At 48.4% G+C, this 19,967-nt stretch carries 21 protein-coding genes; all 21 read left to right on the top strand.

All coding sequences use genetic code 11. The annotated features are described in order from the left end of the window. Positions 1-17 precede the first annotated feature (17 nt). Positions 18-914, top strand: coding sequence for a sporulation peptidase YabG (gene yabG / locus CHI14_RS28320; protein WP_095293349.1), 897 nt, complete (start codon positions 18-20; stop codon positions 912-914). Between the two features lie 153 nt (positions 915-1,067). Beyond that, positions 1,068-1,343: a biofilm formation stimulator Veg gene (veg, locus tag CHI14_RS28325; RefSeq protein WP_095293350.1), complete on the top strand. Its 276-nt coding sequence runs from the start codon at positions 1,068-1,070 to the stop codon at positions 1,341-1,343. 234 nt (positions 1,344-1,577) lie between these two features. Beyond that, positions 1,578-1,754, top strand: coding sequence for a small, acid-soluble spore protein, alpha/beta type (locus tag CHI14_RS28330; RefSeq protein WP_095293351.1), 177 nt, complete (start codon positions 1,578-1,580; stop codon positions 1,752-1,754). Positions 1,755-1,902: 148 nt separating this feature from the next. Next, complete coding sequence (gene ispE / locus CHI14_RS28335) at positions 1,903-2,757, top strand: 4-(cytidine 5'-diphospho)-2-C-methyl-D-erythritol kinase (protein ID WP_095293393.1); 855 nt, start codon at positions 1,903-1,905, stop codon at positions 2,755-2,757. A gap of 98 nt (positions 2,758-2,855) precedes the next feature. Then, positions 2,856-3,683, top strand: a complete 828-nt coding sequence (purR, locus tag CHI14_RS28340; RefSeq protein WP_095293352.1) for a pur operon repressor — start codon at positions 2,856-2,858, stop codon at positions 3,681-3,683. Between the two features lie 188 nt (positions 3,684-3,871). Then, positions 3,872-4,156, top strand: coding sequence for a septation regulator SpoVG (gene spoVG, locus CHI14_RS28345; protein WP_017691372.1), 285 nt, complete (start codon positions 3,872-3,874; stop codon positions 4,154-4,156). A gap of 399 nt (positions 4,157-4,555) precedes the next feature. Further along, positions 4,556-5,947 carry a bifunctional UDP-N-acetylglucosamine diphosphorylase/glucosamine-1-phosphate N-acetyltransferase GlmU gene (glmU, locus tag CHI14_RS28350; protein WP_170948309.1) on the top strand — a complete coding sequence of 464 codons (1,392 nt, stop codon included), beginning with the start codon at positions 4,556-4,558 and terminating at the stop codon, positions 5,945-5,947. A gap of 100 nt (positions 5,948-6,047) precedes the next feature. After that, entirely contained in the window at positions 6,048-7,001 is a 954-nt protein-coding gene (locus CHI14_RS28355) for a ribose-phosphate diphosphokinase (RefSeq protein ID WP_017691370.1), read from the top strand. Positions 7,002-7,142: 141 nt separating this feature from the next. Next, on the top strand, positions 7,143-7,328 hold the full coding sequence (locus CHI14_RS30255) for a hypothetical protein (RefSeq protein WP_170948306.1): 186 nt from the start codon (positions 7,143-7,145) through the stop codon (positions 7,326-7,328). Positions 7,329-7,448: 120 nt separating this feature from the next. Beyond that, on the top strand, positions 7,449-8,009 hold the full coding sequence (gene pth, locus CHI14_RS28365) for an aminoacyl-tRNA hydrolase (protein WP_095293354.1): 561 nt from the start codon (positions 7,449-7,451) through the stop codon (positions 8,007-8,009). Positions 8,010-8,109: 100 nt separating this feature from the next. After that, entirely contained in the window at positions 8,110-8,340 is a 231-nt protein-coding gene (fin, locus tag CHI14_RS28370; RefSeq protein WP_095293355.1) for an anti-sigma-F factor Fin, read from the top strand. A 276-nt stretch (positions 8,341-8,616) separates the two neighbouring features. Further along, on the top strand, positions 8,617-12,144 hold the full coding sequence (gene mfd, locus CHI14_RS28375; protein ID WP_095293356.1) for a transcription-repair coupling factor: 3,528 nt from the start codon (positions 8,617-8,619) through the stop codon (positions 12,142-12,144). After that, positions 12,128-13,294, top strand: coding sequence for a peptidylprolyl isomerase (locus CHI14_RS28380; RefSeq protein ID WP_095293357.1), 1,167 nt, complete (start codon positions 12,128-12,130; stop codon positions 13,292-13,294). Before mfd ends, CHI14_RS28380 begins: the two co-directional genes overlap by 17 nt. Positions 13,295-13,575: 281 nt before the next feature. Next, positions 13,576-14,118, top strand: a complete 543-nt coding sequence (gene spoVT, locus CHI14_RS28385; RefSeq protein WP_095293358.1) for a stage V sporulation protein T — start codon at positions 13,576-13,578, stop codon at positions 14,116-14,118. Positions 14,119-14,310: 192 nt separating this feature from the next. Further along, on the top strand, positions 14,311-16,020 hold the full coding sequence (locus CHI14_RS28390; protein WP_095293359.1) for a putative polysaccharide biosynthesis protein: 1,710 nt from the start codon (positions 14,311-14,313) through the stop codon (positions 16,018-16,020). A 151-nt stretch (positions 16,021-16,171) separates the two neighbouring features. Then, positions 16,172-17,668, top strand: coding sequence for a bifunctional methyltransferase/pyrophosphohydrolase YabN (yabN, locus tag CHI14_RS28395; protein ID WP_095293360.1), 1,497 nt, complete (start codon positions 16,172-16,174; stop codon positions 17,666-17,668). Between the two features lie 309 nt (positions 17,669-17,977). Next, positions 17,978-18,250 (top strand): HU family DNA-binding protein, encoded by a 273-nt coding sequence (locus tag CHI14_RS28400; protein ID WP_017691362.1) that lies wholly within the window; start codon positions 17,978-17,980, stop codon positions 18,248-18,250. Beyond that, positions 18,250-18,528 carry an RNA-binding S4 domain-containing protein gene (locus CHI14_RS28405; protein ID WP_095293361.1) on the top strand — a complete coding sequence of 93 codons (279 nt, stop codon included), beginning with the start codon at positions 18,250-18,252 and terminating at the stop codon, positions 18,526-18,528. Before CHI14_RS28400 ends, CHI14_RS28405 begins: the two co-directional genes overlap by 1 nt. A 173-nt stretch (positions 18,529-18,701) precedes the next feature. Further along, on the top strand, positions 18,702-18,986 hold the full coding sequence (gene yabP, locus CHI14_RS28410) for a sporulation protein YabP (RefSeq protein WP_095293362.1): 285 nt from the start codon (positions 18,702-18,704) through the stop codon (positions 18,984-18,986). Beyond that, positions 18,983-19,552, top strand: a complete 570-nt coding sequence (gene yabQ, locus CHI14_RS28415) for a spore cortex biosynthesis protein YabQ (protein WP_095293363.1) — start codon at positions 18,983-18,985, stop codon at positions 19,550-19,552. Before yabP ends, yabQ begins: the two co-directional genes overlap by 4 nt. A 12-nt stretch (positions 19,553-19,564) precedes the next feature. After that, on the top strand, positions 19,565-19,900 hold the full coding sequence (locus CHI14_RS28420) for an FtsB family cell division protein (protein WP_095293364.1): 336 nt from the start codon (positions 19,565-19,567) through the stop codon (positions 19,898-19,900). The last annotated feature ends 67 nt before the right edge of the window (positions 19,901-19,967 follow it).

A 19,967-nucleotide genomic window follows, 5' to 3' on the forward strand; every position in this document is an offset into this window, starting at 1 on the left:
TAGAGGTGATTATGTTGATGAATATCGGAGACTTGGTCGTTCGTAAGTCATACGGTGGAGATGTGACTTTTCGGGTGGAAGGCCTCCAGTTGGATAGCGCGGTCATTAAAGGGACCGAATTCCGGCTGCTTGCCGATTCCCCGGTGGACGATTTGATACAGGTTCCTTATGAACCGCAGAGTGCCAAGACCAGACAGGCACATGTAAAAGCGCATCAGACACTCTCCAGGCTGCAGCAGAACCGGATTGAACAGGCGGAACGCAACCGTGAAGGCTTGACGCAGGACTGGGCTGCACAGCGCGAGCCTGCTTATTTTGAAATGCCAGGCAAGGTGCTTCACTTGGATGGGGATCCAAATTACCTGAAGAAAAGTATGGCTCTCTATGAGCAGCTTCGTGTCCCGGCAGAGGGTCAATATGTCCATGAGTCAGCCATGGCTGATGCCCTGTATCGTCTTCTTCCCAAAGTCCAGCCTGACATTGTGGTTATTACGGGCCATGACGGGGTGCTGAAGACCCGTCAGCCTTACGACTTATACAGTCTTGGAAGTTACAAGAATTCGCAAAATTTTGTTGCAGCGATCCAGGTTGCAAGACAATATGAGCGTCATCTGGATGCACTCACGATCGTTGCAGGAGCATGTCAGTCCCATTTTGAGGCACTTCTGCGGGCAGGTGCGAACTTTGCCAGCTCACCAGGCCGAATTCTGATTCATGCCCTTGACCCGGTATATGTGGCAGCCAAGGCGGCCTTTACATCCGTTAGAGAAACGGTGAATATGAATGATATTCTGCATAACACAATTAGTGGCAGCCAGGGTGTAGGTGGTGTCGAAACACGCGGCAGTTACCGCGTTGGCCTCCCTGGTTTGAACGATTTATCTACACTTAAAGTTAACCCATCAGTCGTCTGATACAGGTCAATTAAAGTCCCAATTTGGGGCTTTTTTCATTTGCAAAAAAATTCATTGACAGCAACTTTTCCATGCTGATATAATATTTAGTTTTGATTTGACATTGACTGTAAATTCAGGTATAATGGACAAGAAAAGAGGTGGTCGTCGACAATGGCTAAAAATACGCTGTTGGATATCAAACGCAATCTCGACGCTCATATAGGTCAAAAAATTATGTTGCGGGCTAATGGTGGCCGCCGTAAGACTATCGAGCGTACGGGTGTATTGGAAGAAACGTACCCTTCTGTTTTTATCGTCAAGCTTGATGAGGAGCAAGAAACATTCAAGCGAGTCTCTTACAGTTATGCAGATATACTTACGGAGTCGGTGGAAGTCATGGTATTTAACCCAGGCGACCAGACGCCTAACTCCTACATGGAGACGTAAGCATCGTTTTACAGGCAGTTTGCCCCTTGGGGCGAACTGCTTTTTTATTTGTATAGAAATACCGTCCAGGGAGGCATCTGCAGGAATGAGGTTTAACCAGAAACGGCATACTACTTGAACAGGCCCATACTGATATGCTGAACAGTTCATCGAAAATGGTGGCTCTGAAGCTGTCAGGAAGAATCCTGGTGTAAATGGACTAATCAGAACTGCTACTTCAAGGAGGATGGTTTCATGAGCCGCAGAAGAAGAAGTGTGATGTCAGATGAGCTCAAGTATGAGCTGGCAAAAGACCTGGGATTTTATGATACCGTACAGCAGGAAGGTTGGGGTGGTATCAAAGCCAAGGATGCAGGCAATATGGTGAAGCGTGCCATTCAGCTTGCTGAAGAGGCAGCACGCAAATCGTAATTCGATCTAGACGGTTTGGAGAGCGGGGCCTTCCACGAGGTTGACCTCGCTTTTTCCCCATGAATTCGGAATAAAAATGACTTGACAGCCCCATTTTGATATAATATGTTAAGTTGTCTTAGGGAAAAGGTGAGGACGGGTGAACGCCTTGAAAATTTACGAAAAAGCGCCTGCTAAAATTAATTTGATGCTGGACGTTTTACATAAACGAAGCGACGGCTTCCACGAAGTCGAGATGATTATGACCATGGTCGATTTGGCAGACCGGCTGGAAATGTCAGAACTGCCTCGCGATACGATATTTATCTCCAGTCAGGCCGGGTATATTCCGCTTGATGAGAAGAATCTGGCATTCCAGGCGGCCAGATTAATCAAAGAGCGCTACGACGTGCGTACTGGAGTGCACATTCATCTGGACAAAAAGATACCGGTGGCTGCCGGTCTGGCAGGTGGCAGCAGTGACGCTGCAGCTACGCTGCGTGGCTTGAACCGCCTCTGGCGTCTGAATATCCCGGATCATGAGCTCCAGGAGCTTGGGGCAGAGCTTGGTTCGGATGTACCTTTTTGTATTACAGGGGGGACAGCGCTCGCTACAGGCCGTGGAGAGAAATTGAAACCCATGCCTAACCCACCGCAATGCTGGGTCATCTTGGCGAAGCCTCCAATCAATGTGTCGACAGCGGATGTGTACGGAAGATTCCGCAGCGACAAGATTGTTCGGCATCCAAGTGCGGCCAAAATGGAGCAGGCCATTCGTAATCATTCCTTTGCAGAGGTGTGCGGACAGATGGGTAATGTGCTTGAGGATGTTACGCTTAAGCTGTATCCGGAAGTTCAGCATCTGAAGGATGCCATGATGAAGCTGGGTGCGGATGGGGTGCTCATGTCGGGTAGTGGCCCAACCGTATTCGGGTTGGTCTCCAAGGAAGCAAAGGTTGCACGGATCTATAATGGGCTGCGCGGCTTCTGCAAGGAAGTGTATGCAGTACGCATGTTGACTTAGAATTCGCTTTTATAATGTACAAACACGTATAAAGGTGGTATATTTTTAAATAATTATTCGGATTTGGATGTTTTCCGTGATCGTGAGGATGGATCTCTGTGAAGAAATTAAAACGAAGCGCTAGGCTGGTTGAAATGACGCAGTATTTATTGTCAAGACCGCATACGGTTATTCCGTTAACCACTTTTGCCGAACGTTATGGTGCCGCAAAGTCGTCAATCAGTGAGGATTTGGCGATTATCAAGGAAGTGTTCGAAGAAGGTGGGTCGGGAGAACTGCAAACACTGGCAGGGGCTGCCGGGGGAGTGAAATGGATTCCGAAGGTGTCCAGAGAACATGCTCTGGCTTTTGCCGAACGACTAAGCAATCAGTTGGAGCAGCCTGACCGTATCTTGCCTGGCGGTTACCTCTATATGTCTGACCTGCTTGGACAGCCTGCATTGATGAATGAAGCAGGTAAAATATTTGCGACTGCTTTTGGCAATATGGATATCGATGTAGTCATGACGGTAGAAACGAAGGGCATTCCTCTGGCGTATGCGACTGGAGCCCAGCTTAACCTGCCTGTAGTGCTCGTGCGCAGGGACCATCAGGCTACGGAAGGATCGGCCGTAAGTATCAATTATGTATCGGGGTCCCATAAAAGTCTCCATACCATGTCCCTATCCCGCAGGGCGATGCGTGAGCATTCGAGGGTTCTAATTGTGGATGATTTCATGAAAGCCGGTGGAACGGTACAGGGCATGATTGATTTGCTCGCCGAGTTTAATGCAACGGTAGCAGGTGTAGGGGTGCTGGTAGAATCTGGTTCAGTTGATTCGGAAGAGCGTTTGCTGACCGATTACGTATCTCTTGCGCAGCTGACAGCCGTGGATGCAAAAAGCAGACACATTTCGGTGAAGCCTGGTAACTATTTTGACCTGTAGAAAGATGACGAATGACATGTCGGTAAAGGTTCTATTCCATCGACCTGGCACTAACGTTGTCGAATTGTGTATTAAATAAAAAAATTCCTGAAATTAGGACATTTTTGTGGGTATAAAAAGAAGGAGTTCGTATAGGCTGTGTGGAATTATACACCAAGTTCTGATGGAAAAAGGTGGTGAACACACACATGCAAATTACGGATGTTAGACTCCGCCGTGTTAACTCGGAAGGGAGAATGAAGGCTATCGCATCCATTACCATCGATAACGAATTCGTCGTTCATGACATTCGCGTCATTGATGGGAACAACGGAATGTTTGTTGCTATGCCGAGCAAGCGGACTCCTGACGGAGAATTCCGTGATATCGCCCACCCGATCTCTTCCGGTACTCGTGAGAAGATTCAGGCTGCTGTTTTGACTGAGTATGACCGCGCTGCAACTGAGGAAGAAGTCATTGAAGAAGGTGCCTGAGAACATTATTGGGGTTCGAAGGAAAAGAGAGCCATGTCTTATGGCTCTCTTTTCTTTTTGACCGGAATAAGATATATTCAGTATTGAGTTTATTCAAACAGGAACATTTAGCAGCATTATTGCTGGAAAATGTTGAAGGAAACATTAGCGCAGCGTGCGCTTGGTGACAGGGCGGCATCTTAAGAGTCATTGGGATTCGGTTAAGGCTCGCAGGTACACGGCGTATACATATAGGTCACGATTTGCTCGTGTCCGCGTTGTTACGTGTGATAACAGAGACAGCAGGCGATGAACAAGACCGGCTTCAGGCCGGCTGAACGATACTTATCAGGGGTGATCCATCAAGGTGGGTCTTCCGGATGGGGTTTTCAGAACAGGAGGTCGTGAAATTTGAAACGAATGGCAATTGTACTTGCTGCAGGGCAAGGCAAACGAATGAAATCTAAATTGTACAAAGTACTGCATCCCGTATGCGGAAAACCTATGGTGGCTCATGTGCTGGATGCAGCTCTACGCGCAGGTGTTGAGCGCAGTGTAGTGGTGGTCGGTCATGGTGCCGAAGCGGTGCAGTCATTTTTGGGTTCCAAAGCAGAGTACGCACTTCAGGCTGAACAATTGGGAACGGGTCACGCGGTGAAGCAAGTGAAGTCTTTGCTTGGAAGTGAGCAAGGCTCTACTATAGTCGTCTGTGGAGATACGCCACTGGTAACCAGTGAAACGCTGGAAGGTCTGATGAAGCTTCATGAGAGTCGCGGAGCTGCGGCAACTGTGCTAACGGCTCAATTGGACAATCCAAAAGGCTACGGCCGCGTCATTCGCGGAGAAGACGGTTCTGTACAACGCATTGTGGAACAGAAGGACTGCAACGAGCAGGAAGATGCTGTGAAAGAAATTAACACAGGTACTTACTGTTTCGATAATGCGAAATTGTTTGCTGCACTGGAGAAAGTAACCAACCAGAACGCCCAAGGAGAGTACTACCTGACAGATGTTGTTGGGATTTTCCGTAACGATGGAGAAGTGGTTGAAGCTTATATGTCAGATGATATCGCAGAATCCATCGGAGTTAACGATCGACTTGCTCTGTCCCAAGCAGAAGCATATATGCGTGAACGTTTGGCTGTAAAACATATGTTGAACGGTGTTACGATCATTGATCCGTCATCGACATATATCGGAGCGGATGTTACGATTGGATCAGACACGGTATTGTACCCGGGAACCATTCTGAAAGGGACAACTTCCATTGGTGAAGCTTGCCATATTGGTCCTCAAGCCGATATTGAAGACAGTGTTATTCAGAACGGTGTAACGATTAAACATTCCGTGTTGGCACAGGCCGAAGTAGGCGAAGAGACAACGGTAGGACCATTTGCTTACCTGCGTCCTGGCACCAAGCTGGGCCGGAAAGTAAAAATTGGTGACTTTGTCGAGGTGAAAAATGCTACAATTGATGAAGGATCCAAAGTATCACATCTCAGTTATATTGGGGATGCTAAAGTAGGAAAGAACGTAAATGTTGGATGCGGGGCAATAACGGTTAATTATGATGGATATAATAAAGCTGTAACGACAATCGAAGATGATGCGTTCGTAGGCAGCAATGTCAATCTGATTGCACCGATCACGGTAGGAAAAGGCGCTTATGTGGTTGCTGGCTCAACCGTTACACATTCCGTTCCGGAGAACGATCTGGCTATTGCTCGTCCTCGCCAGGAGAACAAACCTGGTTACGCGGAGAAAATTCGCGGACGTGCCAAAGCCAAGAAACAAAATGCCAAACCCGAATAAGGGGTATTGATATTCTGATTGCCTCCCGATCTTCGGGAGGTGCCGACATGTCGCAGACGCTTATAGATTCCAATGAACCAGCACGGAGGGTTTTTATTTTATGACTTATTTTGATTCGAAATTAAAAATATTTACTTGCAATTCTAACCCCAAGCTTGCCCATCAAATTGCTGATTATATCGGAATTCCTATGGGTGAATCTCACACAACCAGCTTCAGCGATGGTGAGATTCAAGTGAAGCTCTCCGAGAGCGTTCGGGGCTGTCACGTATACATTGTGCAGTCCACTTGCTTGCCGGTTAATGACAACCTGATGGAGATGCTCGTCATGATTGATGCACTGAAACGGGCATCAGCCAAGACAATTAACGTTGTAATTCCGTATTACGGTTATGCACGGCAGGATCGTAAGGCACGTTCACGTGACCCAATTACAGCGAAACTGGTAGCCAATCTGATTGAAAAAGCAGGAGCTACCCGCGTGATTGCGATGGACTTGCATGCGATGCAAATCCAGGGCTTTTTTGATATTCCAGTGGATCATCTGCTTGGTGTGCCGATTCTGGCTCAATATTTCCGCTCCAAACAGATCGAAAATCCGGTCGTTGTATCTCCTGACCACGGTGGTGTAGTACGTGCACGGAAATTGGCTGATTTCCTGAATGCACCTCTGGCCATCATTGATAAACGCCGTCCGGAGCCGAATGTAAGTGAAGTTATGAACATTATCGGTAACATTGAAGGTAAAACAGCGATCCTGATCGATGATATCATCGATACGGCAGGAACCATTGTGCTGGGTGCAAACGCACTGATGGAAGGCGGCGTGAAGGAAGTATACGCATGCTGTACTCACCCGGTATTGTCCGGACCAGCGATGGAGCGTTTGGAGAATGCACCACTGAAAGAGGTTATCGTAACGGATACGATTCCAATCACGCATGCCAATCCGACAAGCAAACTTAAAGTGTTGTCTGTAGCACCTTTGCTCGGGGAAGCCATTATCCGGGTTCATGAGGAATTGTCAATCAGCAAGCTGTTTGAAATTGAATAAGGATGTCTGCACAAAGTAGTAGAGGGGTTACGTTTTCCGGTCGAACGGAAAATGTAACCCCTGTCGGCGTGCCATTATAATGATGCATGGAGAGGCCGGATATTAATATCCTGGCCGTGAAATGAAGCGAAAACGCCGCCGATGAAAAAGAGTGTCGGCAATTTCGACAAATTGATTATCGAAACGTGTAATCAATCCGATCTCAATATGGGTGTCGCGATCATATACCTGTACGGGTACATGGTATTCGAGATGATAGATAAAATCACTATGTTGAGTCAGCTGTCCGTTATCTTCGCGCAAAACCCGCTCACCTTCCTGGGTTAATAAGATAAGATAATAATCGTGAAAATTACAGTAAATAGGAAGTTCACTTTCTTGATATTATATGAAATATAACATTCGAAGTCTATGCCTCACCTCATGTGATTCGAAGGAGGGAATAAGATGAAGTGGATTGTAGGCCTGGGTAACCCGGGCTCAAACTATGCCAAAACACGACATAATATTGGTTTTATGGCACTGGACCAACTGGCCAGTCGTCATGGGATCTCCATCACTCAGAGCAAATGCAAAGCGTTAATTGGAGAAGGAAATATTGGCGGTGTAAAAACCGTGTTAATCAAACCCATGACATTCATGAATCTGTCCGGTGAATCGGTACGGGCATATATGGACTTTTACAAAGTCAGTCTGGAAGATCTGATTGTCGTTTATGATGATATGGATACGGAGATTGGCAAAGTCAGACTGCGTTATCAAGGTAGTGCTGGCGGCCATAATGGCATCAAGTCCATTATTCAGCATACGGGCACACAGCAATTCAACCGTGTACGGATGGGCATTTCCCGCCCGGAACCTGGACACGCCATTGTTGATTATGTACTGTCTACATTTATGAAGAAAGAGAAGGAAGCGCTCGAACATACCATTGAGCAAACTTGTGATGCTTTGGAGCATAGCCTCAATCATACATTTGAGCAGACAATGGCTAAGTTTAACGGGTAATACTTGTTGGAAGACATGCTGGGAAAAATGATCAAATCCGGGTTCAATTCAGTCATAATGGGCATACTGGACGTATAAACCATGTTCAGGAGGCATAAATATGTCAGTGAATTATGTGTGCAGGCACTGCCGTACCTTTATTGGAAGAATCGATTCTGCCCGAATATCAGAAGAACAGTTGGGCTTTCATTTCTTGACCCCCGACGAGCGGAGGGATATAATAGCGTATAATTCCGGTGGGGATATTACCGTTCGGATTACATGCGATTATTGCAAAGAAGCGCTTGAACTCAATCCTGAGCTCAGCCTGCTGGCGAGCCCGCTTCAATAATAAGCCTGGTTCGCAGCGAAGATGGATAACAGATGATGGGGGCCGCGGAATACCGCTCCACCTTTATAGCCTTGGCAGCCTGCTGAGGCTTCTTTTCAATTTGGGAATGAAAATGCTCATGACCGAATTTAGGTTATTGGTTGAACCTGATGTGGTAATGCAGCGAGTAATCCGATATGATGAAACAGGACAAAAAGGAATTTGTATCCAATTTAGAATGATAAACCTGCGCTTAGGCGTGAACTAATCAAGTAAGTTATAAGAGAGGTGCCCCTTTTGTTACAAGCACTTATACAGGCTTTTTCCAAAGATCCCGATTTTGGATCCATTACTGCCGGTATTACGTCCGGTATGAAAGAGCAGCTGGTCTCAGGATTGTCCGGATCAGCGCGCCAGATCATGCTGGCAGCTCTGCACCAAGAGATGAACCGACCACTGCTCGTCGTTACACACAATATGTTTTCCGCACAAAAAATCGCAGAAGATTTACAGGAAGCGCTTTCACCTGATCAGGTGCTGCTCTATCCTGCGAATGAACTTGTTGCCGCTGAAGCCGCCGTTTCCAGTCCGGAAACACTGGGTCAGCGTATTGATGTGTTAGTTCGTTGCGCCCAAGGTTTTAGGGGCGTTGTTGTTATTCCATTTTCCGGCGTGCGACGTTATGTCCCTCTTCCGGAAGTGATGGCGAATGCTCAGATTACCATCAAACAAGGGAATACACTCGATCTGGACTCGTTCCTTCTGGAGATGGTGAAGCTTGGGTATGAGCGTGTGGAACGGGTTGAATCTCGCGGCGAGATGAGCGTGCGCGGAGGAATTATTGACTTTTATCCAGTGACTTCGTCCATTGCCTATCGGGTGGAATTGTTTGACGATGAAATTGACTCCATACGAACATTCGACCCAGCGGATCAACGCTCCATTGAACGTATCGATGAAGTTACGGTGCTGCCATGCAAGGAATTGATTGCTGACCGCGAACGCATGGAGAAGGCTGCGGATGAAGCTGTCGTTTTACTGGAAAAACAGCTGGAGAAAATGACTGACCGCCAGGCCAAGCTACGTCTCCGTGAAGAAATTCACCGGGAGATTGAACTGCTGCGGGAGCATGTATATTTCTCTGAAATGTATAAATATATATCACCGCTCTATCCGGAGCATAAAACCATTTACGATTACATGCCAGAGGACACGCTTCTTGTTCTGGACGAACCGGCACGGCTGGCTGAAACGTCCAAGCAGCTCGACCGGGATGAATCGGAGTGGAACCTACATTTGATGCAAAACGGAAAGACGCTGCCTGATCTTCATTTGTCGGCAGATGGGGATGAGCTGTTATATGAACGCCCATTCCAGACGCTGTTTATGTCGATCTTCTTGCGTCAGGTTCCACATACACAGCCTCAAAACATTCTGAATTTCATCAGTCGGGGCATGCAGGATTTCCACGGACAGATGAATGTACTTAAGGCCGAGATGGAGCGCTGGCAGAAAGCCGGAGTGCATGTGCTTATGCTGGCGAGCGGGGAAGAAAGACTCGAACGTATGCGGCGCGTCCTCATGGACTACGATATACCGGAACCGGAAATGCTTATCGGTAACCTGCAGACCGGATTCGAACTGCCGTCCATTCATTTAGCCGTCGTAACCGAAGGTGAGATGTTCTCCCAAAAGCAGCGCAAGGCGCGCAAACAAAGCCGGAATGTGGATAATGCAGAACGGATTAAATCGTATAGTGAGCTGAAAGTGGGCGATTATGTTGTCCACCAGAACCACGGGATTGGTAAATATCTAGGCATTGGTACACTTGAGGTTGGCGGTATTCATAAGGACTATATGCATATTCTCTATGCTGGTGGGGATAAACTGTCGGTACCGATCGAACAGATCGATCTGATCCAGAAATATGTCGGGTCAGAAGAGAAAGAGCCCAAGATCTACAAGCTGGGTGGTAACGAATGGACACGGGTTAAAAATAAAGTTCGCTCATCTGTACAGGATATCGCCGACGATCTGATCAAGCTCTACGCAGAGCGTCAGACCTCAAAGGGTTTCGGCTTCGAGAAGGACTCTGCCGAGCAGCAGGAATTTGAGGCCATGTTCCCTTATGATGAAACTCGTGATCAGGTCCGTGCGATTGAAGAAATCAAAAAGGACATGGAACAAAATCGTCCCATGGATCGTCTGCTATGTGGAGACGTCGGTTACGGAAAGACCGAGGTTGCCATTCGTGCTGCATTCAAAGCGGCTATTGAAGGCAAGCAAGTTGCGGTACTCGTTCCAACCACGATCTTGGCACAGCAGCATTATGAGACATTCCGTGAACGTTTCTCGGGGTATCCATTCAATATTCATGTCCTTAGCCGGTTCCGTTCCCGTAAGGAACAAAATGAGACGGCCAAAGGCATTAAAAGTGGTACGGTCGACATTGTTATCGGTACACACCGGTTGTTATCTCAGGATCTGGTATTCAAGGATCTTGGACTGCTTATCGTTGATGAAGAGCAGCGCTTCGGTGTAACCCATAAGGAGAAACTGAAGAAGCTGAAAACAAACGTGGACGTGCTTACACTGACGGCTACACCAATTCCGCGTACCCTCCATATGTCCATGCTGGGAGTCCGTGATCTCTCGGTTATTGAAACACCACCAGAGAATCGTTTCCCGGTGCAGACCTATGTCGTGGAACATAGTCAGGCGCTTGTTCGGGAAGCCATTGAGCGGGAACTGGCACGTGGGGGTCAGGTCTATTATTTGTATAACCGTGTTCAAGGGATTCAGGAGATGGCTGCCGAAATTGCTGATCTCGTTCCTGGAGCCAAAGTCGGCGTGGGCCATGGTCAGATGTCGGAGACGGAGCTGGAGAAAACGATCCTGGACTTCCTGGATGGCGAATATGACGTGCTCGTAAGCACAAGCATCATTGAGACGGGGGTAGATATCCCGAATGTAAATACCCTGATTGTTCACGATGCAGACAAAATGGGCCTTTCCCAGCTGTACCAGCTGCGTGGTCGCGTTGGACGGTCCAATCGAATTGCCTATGCGTACTTTACGTACCAACGGGATAAAGTGCTGACAGAGGTTGCAGAGAAACGTCTGCAGTCTATTAAGGAGTTTACCGAGCTGGGGTCGGGATTCAAAATTGCGATGCGAGATCTATCGATCCGCGGAGCGGGGAACCTGCTGGGTGCAGAGCAGCACGGCTTCATTGCCTCAGTCGGATTCGACCTGTATTCTCAGATGCTGGCCGAGGAAATTAACAAACGCAAAGTCACTATGCTCGGGGAAGAGCCGGTACCTTCCGATCAATGGAACACCACACTCGATCTCAGCATTGATGCCTACTTGCCGGGCGATTATATCTATGACAGTATACAGAAGATTGAAATTTACAAAAAAGTGGCGGTCATTGCCTCGTTCGACGATGCCATGGAACTGGAAGACGAATTGGTTGACCGATTCGGCGACCTTCCGGAGGCCGTCATTAATCTTATGGCTGTAGCCAGATTGAAAGTGTATGGCAAAATGTATGGAATTGAGTCCATTACGCAGCGTGGTGACGACCTTACCGTGAAGTTCTACGAAGGCCGTGAGCATGCGTTTGAGCTCTCGAAAATTGCGCACATTGGAAATCAGTTCGAAAGACGTGTACAATTTGAACAAGGACCCCATATGCTTATTCATGTCAAAGGCAAAGGGCTTGGGGACAAGCAACTGATGGAGCTGGTAGAGAAATTTCTGGAGTCCATGAAGAGTGCTTTTAAATCAAAGGGGGAACCAAAGGATGTTACCAAAGTATAAAAAAGTAGGGAAAGTACTCTCCGTGAGTATGGTTGCTGTACTGTCCTTATCACTGCTTGCTGCATGCGGCAAGAAGGATGAAGCAGCTGCACCAGAAACTAATGATACAAGCGCTGTTGTAGCGACCTATGATGGCGGTACAATTACAGCCAATGAATTCGATATGGAGCAGCGGGTCATGAAATTCCTCTATCCGGAATATGCACAAATGATGGAGATGGACGATTTCAAGGACTACCTGGTGCGCCAGGAAGTTGCTTATGAATATTTGAGTGGCAAGGCGAGTGAAGAAGCCAAAACAGAAGGTGCCAAAGTGGCAACCGAACAGTTCGACAAAATGAAGGCTTCTGTTCAAGCCGATCAATGGACTGAAATGTTGAAAGCTCAGAACCTGACAGATCAAAACATCAAGGATTACATGACTCGCATCATGACTGTAATCAAGGATAAAGAGACTGGCGTTACGGAAGATGCGATCAAAAAAGAATTTGAAACAAACAAGGATCAGTTCACAACGGCTTCGGTTCGTCACGTCCTGATTAACTTCACGGACCCGGATACGCAAAAAGAGCGTAAAAAAGAAGATGCTTTGAAAATTGCGAAAGAAGTTAAAACTAAGTTGGATGCCGGCGAAGACTTTGCAAAAGTTGCAAAAGAATACTCCGAAGATCCAGGCTCTGCAGATAATGGCGGATTGTACGAAAATACCCCTGTATCCAACTGGGTAGAAGCGTTCAAAGAAGCTGCCAAAACATTGCCGCTCAACAAAATCAGTGATCCTGTTGAGACGGAATACGGCTATCACGTGATGAAAGTGGAATCCCGTACGGAAGCAGACTACAGCAAATTGACAGATGAGCAAAAAGAAACACTCAAAAGCCAATTGGCTGCTGCAGAGATCGATACGTTCATGACCAATGAACTGGATAAGATCGTGAAGGAAGTAAACCTGCCGAAGACAGACAAGGCTGAAGAAGGTACTACGGAAGGTACTGAAGGCACAACGGGTACTGGAACTGGAACCGAAGGTGACAAATCTACAGAAACCAAAACGGACGAGTCCACAGGTACTGACGCTAAGACAGATCAAGGTACTAAAACAGAGTCCGATGCAACAACAGGAGATAGCGCAGATACAAGCAGCAAGTAAGAAACGAGCTGAAGCACACTTACTTTCTGGACAAGCCTAGAGAAGCAAGGGGAGGACTTATGGCCTGCCCCTTGCTTCTCTTTGTACAGACAGAAGCGTAATGGGTACATGGTCACCTTCTGCGAAGAGAACACAACTATATTCTTCAAAGTATGTATAAGGAAATGGGAACAGATGAATACTATGGTCAAGATATCACACTAAACGTTCTGGGACTTTCCTCTACCCATTAAGGAACAGTAGTTGAAAAATCTTCTCGAGAAAGTGGGGCAACATGTGAAATGAAAGCTACTGGTATTGTCCGCCGTATTGATGACCTCGGCCGTGTGGTCATTCCAAAAGAAATCCGTCGTACGTTAAGAATTCGTGAAGGAGATCCGCTTGAGATTTTTGTGGATCGTGATGGAGAAGTCATTCTAAAAAAATATTCGCCTATTGGCGAACTGGGCGATTTCGCCAAAGAATATGCTGAATCGTTGTATGAGAGTACAGGTCATGTAACCATGATCTCTGACCGCGATACCATTATTACGGTAGCGGGCGGCTCCAAGAAGGAATATCTGGACAAGCAGGTAGGTCAGCTGGTAGAGAGCTGCATGGAAAACCGCAAAACCATCGTTGAGACAGGTAGTGGCTCCTATGAGATCAGCAAGGATCATGATGAAACATTATCCTCTTTCGTCATTGCACCCATCATTTCGGGTGGAGACCCTATTGGAACCGTCATTCTGTACAACAAGGATGAATCCGTGAAAATGTCCCAGATGGAAGTTAAAATGGCTGAGACGGCTGCTGGCTTCCTTGGCAAACAGATGGAACAATAAACAGCAATCAACTCCTGGTGCCTTTCCGGCAGACAGGAGTTTTTTTGCATTTAAAAAGGCATAATGCTCAGGCAGAATGAAGAGCGGAGAGAGGGAACTTCAACAGAAGGTTAGTCTGTGCGGCTTCAGGCAGGTATAATAGCAAAGTATGCTTACTGGATATAATCGCTTGGATAACTGTAGGAGGGATTTATGAAACAGCCGTCTACTACTGGCTCAAGATTGCTGCAGGGTGCATTTGTGCTTGGCCTTGCTGCCATTATTTCTAAAATCATCGGTGCTTTTCAAAAGATTCCGTTACAGAATCTAGGGGGCGACGGTGTTTTTGGCATTTATAACACGGTATATCCGTTCTATATGCTTATTATTACGATTGCAGCCGCCGGACTGCCTGTTGCCGTATCCAAATTTGTTGCCGAACAACAGGCGCTGGGGAGGCCAGAGGAGGGCAAACGGATTATCCGCCTGTCTTCGATACTTCTTGGAAGCATCGGATTAATCCTGGCCATACTGATGTACATCAGTGCACCACTTATAGGTCATCTGATTGGTAATGGACATGTCATACCTTCTATTCGGGCTGCGGCGCTCGCACTGCTATTTGTCCCGCTAATGACTGGACTCCGTGGATATTTTCAGGGTTTACAGCAGATGGTGCCAACTGCTGTGTCACAGGTCGTAGAGCAGACGATTCGTGTGACGGTAATGATTGTGCTGCTGCTATGGCTGATGAAGCAGGATGCATCACTGGAGACCATTGCTGCGGGAGCCATGCTGGGTTCTGTTGCCGGTGGAATCGCGGGATTACTCACCATGCTCGCCTATGTGTACGGTAGGCGGCGAAAGAGCGGGAAAACTGGACTAACCCAAGAAGAGCTGGATGGCTTGCAGAGATCGGGAGCCAGGGAGGGACAACCGGAGCAATGGACAGGAGAAGGCACTCAAGCGGAGAAGCTTCCCACCAATGGTCAATGGATTCGAACCTTGCTGGTGTATGCCATTCCCGTCTGTCTGGGTTCGCTCGCTGTACCTCTGATGAACCTGGTGGATACCTTCACGGTGCCCCGGCTTCTAAGAAGTGAAGGGCTGGATGAGGTCGAATCCATGGTGTCGTTCGGAATTTATAATCGGGGCTTGCCGCTTGTACAGCTCGTGACGATGCTTGCTACGTCGCTATCGGTGCTGTTCATCCCGGCGATGGCCGAAGCTCGCCTGAAGGGCGGGCCGGAAGCCGCCAGGCAGCAGGCAAGCATTGCGCTGCGCTGGTTCTGGTTAATCGGTCTGGCTGCATCCGCTGGTCTGGCGGTGCTGGCAGAACCGATCAACCGCATGCTGTACGGTGATGCCGCAGGCACCGAAGCTCTGCGGTATATGGCGCTGACGGCAGCAGGCAGTACCGTCAGCATCATTGCGGCGGCGCTGCTGCAGGGGCTCGGCGCCGTGCGCGCACCCGCGTTCAGCATGCTGGCCGCCGCAGGTGTCAAGGCGCTGCTGAACGTCATGCTTGTGCCGGCGATGGGCATCAGCGGGGCGGCCCTGGCAGGCGCAGTCGCCTATATGCTGGCGGCTGGCCTGAATGTGGCATTGCTGGCGCGGCGTACCGCAATGCGCCCTGCCCCTGGCGCCGTGCTGGTGAAGCCGGCGCTGGTGATCGCCGCCATGAGTGTGGTGGCGGCAGGCATGGCCTGGGCCACCGGAGCGGTGCTCGGCGGCATGGGCATCGCGGCTGATCGCAGGCTGGCCGCGGTAGGCATTAGCCTGCTTGGCATTGCCGCAGGCGCAGCCGTGTTCTTGCTGGCGTCAGCCCGTACCGGGCTGCTGACCGCCACAGATCTGGCCGCGATCCCGAAGCTTGGACCGCGTCTGGCCAAATGGCTTCGGAGGCTGCATGTCCTGCGCTAGCCCTGTCTCACCCTTTTGCGTGTGAAATTATTGGATATCCGCGGATTCTGTTATAATACGTGTAATTATAGAGCGCTGTTCTGCGTATGTTTCTCATGTCAATGTAACAGTGGGAGGCATTCTGCAGAATGGTTCGGATGGAGGCCTAAAAATGAGCGCAGCAGCTTTGACCGTCGTTGGTCTCGGATCAGGAGATGCAGATCAGCTGACAGTAGGTATTATCAAGAAAATGAAACAAGCAGCTACGCTGTATGTCCGCACATTGGATCATCCCGTGCTGAATGACCTGAAGCAGGAAGGGCTGGAGATGACATCATTTGATGCGATCTACGAGGCGAAAGCATCGTTCCCGGAGGTCTATGACGAGATTGCCAATCGCCTCATTGAGGCTGCCCGTCAGGGAGAGCAGGGAACAGAGATTGTCTATGCTGTGCCAGGCCATCCGATGGTGGCAGAGGCAAGTGTACGGCTGCTTAAGGAGCGCTGTCCGCAAATGGGGATCTCACTTCGTGTCATGGGGGGAGAGAGTTTTCTCGATGAAGCCTTTATCCGTCTCGGATTTGACCCCATTGAAGGCTTTCAACTTCTTGACGCAAGCAGCCTGAGCACGGAGCTAGTGCAGCCTCAGCTTCATACCTTGATCGGACAGGTCTATGATGTGTTTACCGCGTCTGATGTGAAGCTTTGCCTGATGGATGTATATCCGGATGACTACCCGGTATTTGTTGGACACGCCCTCGGTGTACAGGATCAGGAGATCATCCACAAGGTACCGCTTCATGAGCTGGACCGGATTGAAGGTTACGGAAACCTCTCCCTCATTTATGTGCCGAAAAACACGGATGATGCCTTGCGACGCCGCTCTTTTGCAAGGTTGCATGAAATTGTTAATATTCTTCGCAGCCCGGGCGGATGTCCATGGGATCAGGAGCAGACCCATCAGTCGATTCGCAAAAACCTGATTGAAGAGACGTATGAGGTCATTGAAACGATCGATGAAGATGATCCTGACCACATGAAAGAGGAGCTTGGGGACTTATTGCTGCAGATTCTGCTGCATTCCCAGATGGAAGAGGAAGTGGGCACATTCAATGTGTATGATGTTATTGAAGGGCTTAATGACAAGCTCATTTTCCGTCATCCTCATGTATTTGGCGAGCATCAGGCCGAGAATGCGAATGAAGCACTGCAGAACTGGGAACAGATGAAGGCAGAGGAGAAGAAGCGCAAAGGGATAGATCAACAGACCGTTTCGGTGCTGGATGGTATTCCCCGCGATTTGCCTGCCTTGATGAAAGGGTACAAGCTCCAGAAGAAAGCAGCCAAGGTTGGTTTTGACTGGGATGATGTGAATGGCGTATTTGCCAAGATTGAAGAAGAACTGGCAGAACTGAAAGAAGCGGTGCAAAGCAATCAATCGGCTGAAGAGCGGAAGCTGGAACTGGGCGATTTGCTGTTTGCTACGGCTAATGTGGCTCGTTTCATTGATACGGACCCGGAGGAGGCCCTTGCTGCCACCAATCGCAAGTTCACTCAGCGGTTCCGATATATTGAGGAGCGGCTTCGTGAACTTGGACGGACACCTGCAGATAGCAACGTCGAAGAGATGGAGCAATTCTGGCAGGCGGCGAAGAAGGCTGGACTGTAACAGGGTAGACCAAGTAAACTGTTCAAATATCCTTGTTCCATGTTTTTCAATGGTATGATATGCTATACGAACATGTGTTCATATTCGGATTAGGGTTATTCCTGATTAATCGGACAACATTCCGGGTATTGGACTTAGACTTTCCATAGGCACAGGTTCAACATAAGCCAAAAAAAGTCGCTGGCCGAGGCAGGAATTCAGAATCCAAGCCAGAATACATGTGTAGTAACCTTGCGCGAAAGCCGCGGCAATCAGGCCGATTGCCAGGATTCGCAGATACTTTCTTTTTAATTTGGGAGGCTTTTAAAAATGAACAAAACAGATCTGATTAACAACATTTCCACCAAAAGCGGTTTGACTAAAAAAGACGTTGAGTCCGTATTGAACGGCTTCTTGGGAGAAATTACAGATGCACTCGCAAGCGGAGACAAAGTACAACTGATCGGCTTTGGCACTTTTGAAACCCGCAAACGTTCCGGTCGTACCGGACGTAACCCACAAACAGGGAATGAAATCGTAATTCCTGAGTCCACTGTTCCTGCATTCAAAGCAGGCAACAAACTTAAAGAAGCCGTAAAATAATGCGTCTTGATAAATTCCTGAAGGTCTCCCGGCTGATCAAACGCCGCACTGTGGCCAAGGACGTCTCCGAACAGGGACGTGTTCTGATTAACGGACGTGAAGCGAAGCCAAGCGCTGCTGTTAAAGTGGGCGATGAGCTGACGGTTCAGTTCGGTCAGAAGCTGGTCACCGTGAAGGTGGAACGTCTTGCTGAGAGCACCAAGAAGGACGAGGCGAGCAGCCTCTATACCTTGGTTAAGGAAGAGCCGATCGCCAAGGATAACGGGCTGAACTGGTAATCAGCTGCCCGATATGCTCTTTTGTGAATGAAAGCAAGTGAGATAGAAGCACCTTTCCTATACAGGAAGGGTGCTTTTGTGTTTGGATAAGCAGAAGCATTTCCTTCATGATCCCTGGTTCTATTCCCGCCTTCGCCTCCATAAGCTAGGTGTAAGAAGGAGGGGTACATGCCATGGTTGAGCACGGTAAACCGAAACAGCATCATTTGAGCATGCAAAATCGCAAACTGCTGGATCTGACAGGTGTCTCCAATGTAGAGAGCTTCGACAGTGAGGAGTTTTTGCTGCAGACTGAACTTGGGCATTTGACCATCCGGGGGCACAATTTACATATCAAAAACTTGAGCCTGGAGGAAGGTTTGCTATCCATTGAAGGCACAGTCAGTTCTCTGCAATATCTGGACCCCGGTTCCCAGAACAAGAATAGTAAAGGCCTGTTCGGCAAGATGTTCCGATGAGTCTGGACACGCAGTGGATCACATTAACATGGATGCTGTTGTCGGGAATCGTAATGGGTATGGCCTACGACAGTTACCGGGTACTGTCCGGTCAGCTGCGCTTCCCGAGATGGAGCATGCACACGCTTGACCTGTTGTACTGGGTTGCTTCCGCGCTGTTCGTTTTCCGGATGCTGTACGCCGGAAACCACGGACAGCTGCGGTTTTATGTCTTTTTGGGGCTAATTATAGGGGTTTGCTTCTATTTTTGGCTTTTAAGTGTTACAACCCAGCGTTTTGTGGTAATGTTAATTAAACTCGCAAGAACACTTATTCATTGGTGTGGACATGTCCTTAACATCCTGTTCGTTATGCCAGCGAAGGGACTATACAAGCTAGTTCGCGTGATATTGGGTTTTGTGCTCGCGATACTGATATTCCTGGGCAAGCTGGTACTGCAATGTTTGGTACCTTTCGGCAAGTTGTTCCGCTGGATGTTTAGGCCGCTCCTGAAACATTGGGTAACGCCCCGTTGGATAATCCGTGCGGGTTCAAGTATTGCAGCGATTTGGAAACGCTGGTTTTAAGGAGGTCCAAAAATGGGTAAAACACCTGTGGGGAGATCTGCAGCCCCGACAGGCCAAGGGAAATCTGCCGGCGCAAGAAGACGCCTCATGCTCTGGATGACATTTGTCGTTGTATTTGTTATTTGGGCAGGATATACGTTCCTTGTACAGAATGCACAGATTTCGGACAAGAGTTCGAACTTGGCCGCACAGCAGGCTTCAAAGGAAGAGACGCAGAAGAAGCTGGATCAGTTGAAGTATGAAGTCAGTCGGTTGAAGGACCCTGAATACATAGGACAGCTGGCGCGGAAAAAAGGCTATTACTTGCCTGAAGAGACGCCAATCCAGGTTGAAGAGTCAGGGAACTGATGGAATTACGCTCATGACTGAGCAAGAATTATTATCCATATATCTGAAGCCGTTATACTGTAAAAAA

Source organism: Paenibacillus sp. 7516, assembly GCF_002272715.1.
GTDB classification, from domain to species: domain Bacteria; phylum Bacillota; class Bacilli; order Paenibacillales; family Paenibacillaceae; genus Paenibacillus; species Paenibacillus illinoisensis_A.